This is a genomic window from Streptomyces sp. NPDC096013 (genome assembly GCF_044763565.1).
Lineage (GTDB): Bacteria > Actinomycetota > Actinomycetes > Streptomycetales > Streptomycetaceae > Streptomyces.
Map to the genome: position 1 here is coordinate 369,418 of NZ_JBIWGK010000007.1, position 7,292 is coordinate 376,709.

Genomic DNA, 7,292 nt, shown 5'->3' on the forward strand with positions numbered 1-7,292 from the left:
ACCACTCCAAGTCACCACTGTGGGGAGTCAATTGATGTACGACTACGACCTCCTGGTCGTGGGATCGGCCAACGCCGACCTCGTGATCGGCGTCGAGCGGCGGCCGGGCGCCGGCGAGACGGTCCTCGGGTCCGACCTGGCCGTCCACCCCGGCGGCAAGGGTGCCAACCAGGCGGTCGCCGCCGCCCGGCTGGGAGCCCGTACGGTCCTGCTGGCCCGGGTCGGCGACGACGCGCACGGCCGGCTGCTGCTCGACTCGCAGCGGGCCGCCGGTGTCGACACGGTGGGCGTGCTGGTCGGCGGGGCGCCGACCGGGGTCGCGCTGATCACCGTGGACCCGTCCGGCGACAACAGCATCGTGGTGTCGCCCGGCGCCAACGCGAAGCTGTTCCCCGTGGACGTCCAGGCCGCCGGGTGCCTCTTCCAGGCCGCCCGGGTGGTCTCCGTACAGCTGGAGATCCCGCTGGAGACGGTCGTGGAGGTCGTACGGAATCTCGCGGAGGGCAGCCGGTTCGTGCTGAACCCGTCGCCGCCCCGGCCGCTGCCGCCCGAAGTCCTGGCCGCCTGCGACCCGTTGATCGTCAACGAGCACGAGGCGAAGGTGATCCTCGGGGACGCGCGCGTGGGCGAGCGGCCCGAGGACTGGGCGCGCGTCCTGCTGGCGAAGGGACCGCGTTCCGTGGTCGTGACGCTCGGCGCGGAGGGCGCGTTGGTGGCCACCAAGGAGGGGGTGACCCGGGTGCCGTCCGTGAAGGTGGACGCCGTGGACACCACGGGCGCGGGTGACGCGTTCACCGCGGCGCTGGCCTGGAAGCTGGGCGCGGGGCTGTCACTGGCCGAGGCGGCGCAGTACGCGGCCCGGGTCGGCGCGGTCGCGGTGACCCGTAGGGGTGCCCAGGACTCCTTCCCCAGGGCGGACGAGGTCGCGGAGCTGTGAAGAAGGCAGGAATCCTCAACCGTCATCTCTCCGGCGCGCTGGCCGAGTTGGGGCACGGGGACGGGGTGCTGGTCTGCGATGCCGGGATGCCGATCCCCAGGGGTCCCCGGGTGGTGGACCTGGCGTTCCGGGCCGGGGTGCCGTCGTTCGCGGAGGTACTGGACGGGCTGCTGGCCGAGCTGGTCGTGGAGGGCGCCACGGCGGCGAGCGAGGTGCGCGACGCCAACCGCGCGGCCACGGCGCTGCTCGACGCCCGCTTCCCCGACGGCCTGGACCTCGTCCCCCATGAGCGGCTCAAGGAGCTGTCGGCGGACGCCCGGCTGATCGTCCGCACGGGCGAGGCGCGGCCGTACGCGAATGTGCTGCTGCGGTGCGGGGTGTTCTTCTAGAGACCGTTCGAGACCATAAATTCGAGGGGGCCCGGTCCGTCGACCGTGCCCCCTCGGGTTTTCCCCTCCGGTATCAGAACCCCTCGTGATCCCCCCAGATCCCCCTCCAAGAGTCCTGATGCCAAGTACGACCCACGTCCCGCAGGGAGGGTTGTACGACATCTTGAGAAATTTTCAAGACGAGCTCCGGGTGCCGACCAAACCGGGCGGACGTAGCGTTTCAGACATGAGCGAAGACTCGGCTACGACCTTCCAGGGCGCCGTCCTCGACGAGCTGGGCGACGACAAGGTGCGGGAGATCGCGGGGCTGCTGGGCACGGACGAGGCGGTCGCCCGGGACGTGGTCGACACGACCGCGGCGGCGCTGTCCGGCGAGGCGGCGGCAGCGGAGCCCGCGCAGACGCCTCCGGAGGCCCCGCTGTGGGGCGTGGCCACGCTGGGCGGTTTCGCGACCGGTGGGGTCATGGCCGGGGTGCTGGCCAAGGCGTCCAAGCCGGTGGCGAACGCGGTGGCCAAGAAGACGGGGCTGCCGCCGGCGGCCGTCGCACGGGTCGTCGAGATGCTGGTCCCGGTGGTGCTGACGGTGCTCACGAAGCGCGCGGCACAGAAGAAGTAGCCCGCGCGGTGCGGGTGCCGGGCGGCCGGTACGGCTCACGGTGACTCCCACGTCTGCCGGACCACGTGCTCCACGAACCGCGCCGCCGTCTCCGCGAGCACCTCGCGCCCGTCCCGGGCCCACAGGCCGTCGTTGAACAGCTCGACCTCGATGGACCCGGTGTATCCGGCGGCCTCGACGTACGACAGCCACTCCCGCATGTCGATCGCGCCGTCCCCGATCTGCCCGCGGCCGTTCAGCACGCCCTCGGGCAACGGGGTGGTCCAGTCCGCGAGTTGGAAGGTGTGGATACGGCCGCCCGCACCCGCGCGGGCGATCTGCTCGGGCGCCCGGTCGTCCCACCAGATGTGGTACGTGTCGACCGTGACCCCGACCTGCTGCGCCGGGAACCGCTCGGCGAGGTCGAGGGCCTGGGTGAGCGTCGAGACCACGCAGCGGTCGGAGGCGTACATGGGGTGCAAGGGCTCGATGGCCAGCCGTACGCCCCGCTTCTCGGCGTAGGGCCCCAGCTCGCCCAGCGCGTCGGCGATCCGCTCCCGCGCGCCGTGCAGGTCCCTGGAACCGGCCGGGAGACCACCGGACACGAGCACGAGGGTGCCGGTGCCGAGCGTGGCGGCCTCGTCGACGGCGCGGCGGTTGTCGTCGAGGGTGCGGGCGCGCTCGGCCGGGTCGAGCGCGGTGAGGAAGCCGCCCCTGCACAACGTTGTCACCGTGAGCCCCGCGTCACGGACCAGCTTGGCGGTCGCCTCCACGCCGTACGACTGGACGGGTTCGCGCCACAGTCCGACACCGGGGACATCCAACTCCAGGCAGGCGTCGACCAGTTCGGGCAGGCCGAGCTGCTTCACCGTCATCTGGTTGATGGAGAAGCGGGACAGGTCGGGATTGCTCACTGGGTCACTCCGTACAGGGCGAGCAGGTTCTTCATCCGCTCCTCGGCGAGCTTCGGGTCGGGGAACAGGCCCAGTCCGTCGGCGAGTTCGTAGGCGCGGGCGAAGTGCGGGAGGGAGCGGGCCGACTGGAGTCCGCCGACCATGGTGAAGTGCGTCTGGTGGCCCGCGAGCCAGGCCAGGAAGACCACGCCCGTCTTGTAGAAGCGGGTCGGCGTCTGGAAGAGGTGGCGGGACAACTCGACCGTCGGATCGAGGAGTTCACGGAATCCGGCCGTGTTCCCGGTGTCCAGGACGCGCACCGCCTCCGCCGCCAGCGGGCCGAGCGGGTCGAAGATGCCGAGCAGGGCGTGACTGAAGCCCTGTTCGTCGCCCGCGATCAGCTCGGGGTAGTTGAAGTCGTCGCCCGTGTAGCAGCGCACGCCCTGCGGCAGCCGGCGCCGGATGTCGATCTCCCGCTGAGCCTCCAGGAGCGACACCTTGATGCCGTCGACCTTGTCGGGGTGCGCCGCGATGACGTCGAGGAACGTGCCGGTGGCCGTGTCGAGGTCGGACGAACCCCAGTAGCCCTCCAGCGCCGGGTCGAACATCGGGCCCAGCCAGTGCAGGACGACGGGCTCGGTGGCCTGGCGGAGCAGGTGGCCGTAGACCTCCAGGTAGTCCTCGGGCCCCTTGGCCACGGCCGCGAGCGCGCGGGACGCCATCAGGATGGCCTGCGCGCCCGACTCCTCGACGAGCGCCAACTGCTCCTCGTACGCGGCCTGTACGTCGGCCAGGGACGCCGGGCCGGTGAGCTGGTCGGTGCCGACACCGCAGGCGATCCGGCCGCCGACCGCCTTGGCCTCGGCGGCACTTCGGCGGATCAGCTCGGCCGCGCCCGCCCAGTCCAGGCCCATGCCGCGCTGGGCGGTGTCCATCGCCTCGGCGACACCGAGCCCGTGGGACCACAGGTGGCGGCGGAAGGCGAGGGTCGCGTCCCAATCGACGGCGGCGGCCGAGTCGGGGCTCGTGTCCGCGAAGGGGTCGGCGACGACGTGGGCCGCCGAGAACACCGTACGAGAGGTGAAGGGGGTGCCGGAGGTGACGGCGAGGGGTTCCTGCCGGGGCTCGTACGCCCTCAGGGCCCCGCTACTGTCCGGGAGTTGGATGGTCACAGGGTGATCTCCGGAACGTCGAAACGGCGGCCCTCGGCGGACGACTTCAGGCCCAGCTCGGCGAGTTGGACACCGCGGGCGCCGGCCAGGAGGTCCCAGTGGTAGGGGGCGTCGGCGTAGACGTGGCGGAGGAACAGCTCCCACTGGGCCTTGAAGCCGTTGTCGAAGTCGGTGTTGTCCGGGACCTCCTGCCACTGGTCGCGGAACACCTCGGTGGCGGGCAGGTCGGGGTTCCAGACCGGCTTCGGGGTGGAACTCCGATGCTGGGCACGGCAGTTGCGCAGACCGGCGACAGCGGAGCCCTCCGTCCCGTCCACCTGGAACTCGACGAGTTCGTCGCGGTTGACGCGGACGGTCCAGGAGGAGTTGATCTGGGCGATGGCTCCGCTGTCGAGCTCGAAGATGCCGTAGGCGGCGTCGTCGGCGGTGGCGTCGTAGGGCTTGCCGTTCTCGTCCCAGCGCTGCGGGATGTGGGTGGTCGCGATGGCCTGGACGGACTTGACGCGGCCGAACAGCTCGTGGAGGACGTACTCCCAGTGCGGGAACATGTCGACGACGATGCCGCCGCCGTCCTCCGAGCGGTAGTTCCACGACGGGCGCTGGGCGGTCTGCCAGTCGCCCTCGAAGACCCAGTAGCCGAACTCGCCCCGGATGGACAGGATCCGGCCGAAGAAGCCGCCGTCGATGAGTCGCTTCAGCTTCAGCAGGCCCGGGAGGAACAGCTTGTCCTGGACGACGCCGTGCTTGATGCCGGCGGCGTCGGCGAGGCGGGCCAGTTCGAGGGCGCCGTCGAAGTCGGTGGCGGTCGGCTTCTCGGTGTAGAGGTGCTTGCCCGCGGCGATCGCCTTCTTGAGCGCCTCCTCGCGGGCCGAGGTGACCTGGGCGTCGAAGTAGATCTCGACAGTCGGGTCGGCGAGGACCGCGTCGACGTCCGTGGAGACGTTGGCCGGGTCGAGGCCGTGCTGCTCGGCAAGCGCCTTCAGCGCGTGCTCGCGGCGGCCGACGAGAATCGGTTCCGGCCACAGCACGGTTCCGTCGCCGAGGTCTAGACCACCCTGCTCCCGCAGTGCGAGGATCGAGCGGACGAGGTGCTGTCGGTAGCCCATGCGCCCGGTCACGCCGTTCATGGCGATACGCACCGTCTTGCGTGTCACGTGTTCCCCTTCGTCCGCATGCGTCTCAGCGCATGTCTCAGCGCATGTCCCGATTGCAGCAAGCGCTTTCTATATATGCAGAAGCTAGCCTTTGCCCACTGGTCTGTACAAGACCGTGATGGGGTCGAGTTGTTCGAGGGGGCGAACGACCGGGGCAGGTGGCCTTATGGTCTGCTCGGACGGGGGCTTCCTTTGAGCAGCCTATGTACAACGGCGTACAACAAGACGCGCGACCGGAGGACGAACAACATGACGGTGACCCTGGCGGACGTGGCGGCCCGCGCCCAGGTCTCCCCCGCGACGGTGTCGCGCGTACTGAACGGCAACTATCCGGTCGCGGCCACCACGCGCGAGCGGGTCCTGCGGGCGGTCGACGAGCTGGACTACGTCCTGAACGGCCCCGCGAGCGCGCTCGCCGCGGCCACGTCCGACCTGGTCGGCATCCTGGTCAACGACATCGCCGACCCGTTCTTCGGGATCATGGCGAGCGCGATCCAGTCGGAGATCGGGGGGCCGGGCGGGCGCGCCGGGGGCGAACGGCTGGCGGTGGTGTGCAACACGGGGGGCTCTCCGGAGCGCGAGCTGACGTACCTGACGCTGTTGCAACGGCAGCGGGCGGCGGCGGTCGTGCTGACCGGTGGCGCGATGGAGAACCCGCCGCACGCGGCGGCCGTCGCGGCGAAGCTGCGGAAGCTGGGCGAGGCGGGGACGCGGGTGGTGCTGTGCGGGCGGCCTCCGGCGCCGGACACGGGGGCGTTCGCGCTGACCTTCGACAACCGTGGCGGCGGGCGTGAACTGACCGAGCATCTGATCGGCCTCGGCCATCGCCGGCTGGGCTACATCGCGGGCCCCGAGGAACGGACGACGACGCGGCACCGGTTGGAGGGCCATCGGGAGGCGCTGGCGACGCACGGGATCTCGGAGGACCCGCGCTGGACCGTGCACGGACGCTACGACAGGCGATCGGGTTACGAGGCCACGCTGGAGCTGCTCCGCCGCGATCCGTCCCTGACGGCCGTGGTCGCGGCAAACGACTCCGTCGCGGTGGGTGCGTGCGCGGCGCTGCGCGAATCGGGACGGCGGATTCCGGACGATGTCTCCGTGGCCGGGTTCGACGATCTGCCGTTCAGCGTGGACGCGGTGCCTTCGCTTACGACGGTGCGGTTGCCGTTGTCCGAGGCGGGGGCCCGGGCCGGGCGGATCGCCATGGGGCGGGAGGAGCCGCCGCCGGGTGGGATCGCCACGGTTCGGGGGGAGTTGATGGTGCGGGGGTCCTCCGGGGTGCCGCGGAAGTAGGTGTCCCGGGGCGGGGTTCGAGTGTGGCCGTGGGGCTGCCCGCTTCTTGGCCAGTGTCGGGATTCCGCGAGCCGAGTAAAGGGCGCTCCGCTGCGCTACGCGTCGCCTCCGGCGATGGCCCTGCGGGCCACCCTTGACTCGCCCCACGGAATCCCGCTTCAGAAGCGAGCGGGCAACCCTGAAACAGGGTTGCCCAGGTACGCCAACCCCGGCCCCTGCCACCCCCTCCCCCGGCACCGAGGCACGCGCCAGATCGGCAACATGGAGAGCCCGCTTAGCGGCTAACGCCGAGTGGGGGGCGCGCAGACGGTTTGGCGACAGGGCGAGCCTGCTTAGCGGCCAACGCCGAGTGGAGGGGCGCGTCAACAGGGTGGCGACACGCCGCGTCGGCTCAGCGGCCAACGCAGAGTGGCTGCTGGCGCACACACGGATCGACGGGCACGCCGCGTGGCTCAGCGACTCGCGCCGAGTGGTGAGGGCGAGGGAGGGAGCGTCTGGCCGAGGGGTGTCGGGAAGCTGTGTCCTTTTCTAACCAGTCAGAGTTCGATTAGGGGGTTAGTTCGCGGACAGCTTCCAGAGACCCCTGCCCCCCGACCCTCCTCAGCGCGACCCGGCCCCGCTCGGCGCGACCCAACTCGACGCGGCGCGGCGCGGCCGGCGTTGGCCGCAGAGTCGACGCGGCGCAGCGCGGCGTTGGCCGCCGAGGCGGCGCGGTGTGCCGCCACCCTGTCGACGCGCCCCCCACTCGCCGTTGGCCGCTGAACCGACGCGGCGTGCCGCCACCCTGTCGACGCGCCCCCCACTCGCCGTTGGCCGCTGAACCGGCACGGCGTGCCGCCACCCTGTCGACGCGCCC

At 71.3% G+C, this 7,292-nt stretch carries 7 protein-coding genes; 4 read left to right on the forward strand and 3 right to left on the reverse strand.

Annotation, left to right across the window (positions count from 1 at the left end):
* Positions 1-34 precede the first annotated feature (34 nt).
* The 3 genes from ACIRB1_RS25205 (at position 35) to ACIRB1_RS25215 (ending at position 1,942) form a co-directional block, all read left to right on the forward strand.
* Positions 35-937, forward strand: a complete 903-nt coding sequence (locus tag ACIRB1_RS25205) for a ribokinase (protein WP_403467055.1) — start codon at positions 35-37, stop codon at positions 935-937.
* Positions 934-1,326 (forward strand): D-ribose pyranase, encoded by a 393-nt coding sequence (gene rbsD / locus ACIRB1_RS25210; RefSeq protein WP_403467056.1) that lies wholly within the window; start codon positions 934-936, stop codon positions 1,324-1,326. Before ACIRB1_RS25205 ends, rbsD begins: the two co-directional genes overlap by 4 nt.
* Before the next feature lie 226 nt (positions 1,327-1,552).
* Positions 1,553-1,942: a DUF937 domain-containing protein gene (locus tag ACIRB1_RS25215; RefSeq protein WP_403467057.1), complete on the forward strand. Its 390-nt coding sequence runs from the start codon at positions 1,553-1,555 to the stop codon at positions 1,940-1,942.
* Positions 1,943-1,977: 35 nt separating this feature from the next.
* Here the strand turns inward: ACIRB1_RS25215 and ACIRB1_RS25220 are convergent, their stop codons facing one another.
* From ACIRB1_RS25220 to ACIRB1_RS25230, 3 genes are read right to left on the reverse strand one after another with little or no spacing between them, the layout of a single operon-like run.
* The gene (locus ACIRB1_RS25220) at positions 1,978-2,796 is read right to left on the reverse strand and encodes a sugar phosphate isomerase/epimerase family protein (RefSeq protein ID WP_403467153.1); all 819 of its coding nucleotides are present in this window, start codon (positions 2,794-2,796) and stop codon (positions 1,978-1,980) included.
* Positions 2,797-2,831: 35 nt separating this feature from the next.
* Positions 2,832-3,986 carry a dihydrodipicolinate synthase family protein gene (locus tag ACIRB1_RS25225; RefSeq protein WP_403467058.1) on the reverse strand — a complete coding sequence of 385 codons (1,155 nt, stop codon included), beginning with the start codon at positions 3,984-3,986 and terminating at the stop codon, positions 2,832-2,834.
* Positions 3,983-5,140: a Gfo/Idh/MocA family oxidoreductase gene (locus ACIRB1_RS25230; RefSeq protein WP_352184460.1), complete on the reverse strand. Its 1,158-nt coding sequence runs from the start codon at positions 5,138-5,140 to the stop codon at positions 3,983-3,985. The genes ACIRB1_RS25225 and ACIRB1_RS25230 overlap by 4 nt, the downstream gene beginning before the upstream one ends.
* Positions 5,141-5,389: 249 nt before the next feature.
* Between ACIRB1_RS25230 and ACIRB1_RS25235 the strand changes: the two genes are divergently transcribed.
* Positions 5,390-6,436, forward strand: a complete 1,047-nt coding sequence (locus ACIRB1_RS25235) for a LacI family DNA-binding transcriptional regulator (protein ID WP_352184459.1) — start codon at positions 5,390-5,392, stop codon at positions 6,434-6,436.
* Positions 6,437-7,292 lie beyond the last annotated feature (856 nt).